Consider the following 696-nt stretch of genomic DNA (forward strand, 5'->3'; position numbering starts at 1 on the left):
GTCCTCGCTTGGGAGATTGGGAAGGATCGATCTCTGCGATATCGGACTGGACGGCTTCCCGCAACCGTTCGGAGCAATGCCAGGAAAAGTGCGCAGCGGTTTTCCGTCCGGAATTGCGGCTCCAAAAGGGCCTGGCTCAAGGGAAAGGCAGCAAGCCGTCCACCGAACCCTCGGCGCTTGTCAGTGTGTAGTACAGTCCGCCATCCGTGGGCGTCGCCGACGGCCGGTCGAGGATCGGCACCGTGAAGACGAGCTTGCCGTCCTTTTCGCTGCGCACCGGCGCGCCGAACATGTAATCGCGCTCGCCGGCGATGAAGAAATCGACGGAATCCGGATCGCCTGGCGACTGCGCCTCGACGACGAGGGTCTCGTGGTCGCCGGGCAGCACGCTGATGCCGAAATCAGGCCGCGCCGGTGAGGGGAGCGTTGCAAGCGCCGTCTTCACCAGCGCCGTGTCCGTGGCGTTGTCCGGATCGGAGGCGGGGTCGACGCTGAGCCGCGTCTGCACCGGAATGCAGATCGTCTCGCAGATGCCGAGGAAGATGTTGGCATCGATGGCCGCCGGCTGGTCGGGCGCCGCCACCGTGAAGGTCACCGGCAGCGAGACCGGGCGATCGTAGCCGGCCCATTTGCCATAGCCGTCATCGTGGCGCTGCGGCGGCGGAAACGACAGTCTTGCATCGGCGATGTTGGTGC

1 protein-coding gene is annotated in these 696 nt (G+C 65.4%); it reads right to left on the reverse strand.

Going from position 1 to position 696, the window contains the following annotated elements; all coding sequences use genetic code 11:
- Positions 1–136 precede the first annotated feature (136 nt).
- On the reverse strand, positions 137–696 hold a 560-nt coding region (locus EOA29_RS38920), incomplete at its 5' end, for a protein-disulfide reductase DsbD domain-containing protein (protein ID WP_281061151.1).

Source organism: Mesorhizobium sp. M1E.F.Ca.ET.063.01.1.1 (assembly GCF_003998155.1).
Classification (GTDB): domain Bacteria; phylum Pseudomonadota; class Alphaproteobacteria; order Rhizobiales; family Rhizobiaceae; genus Mesorhizobium.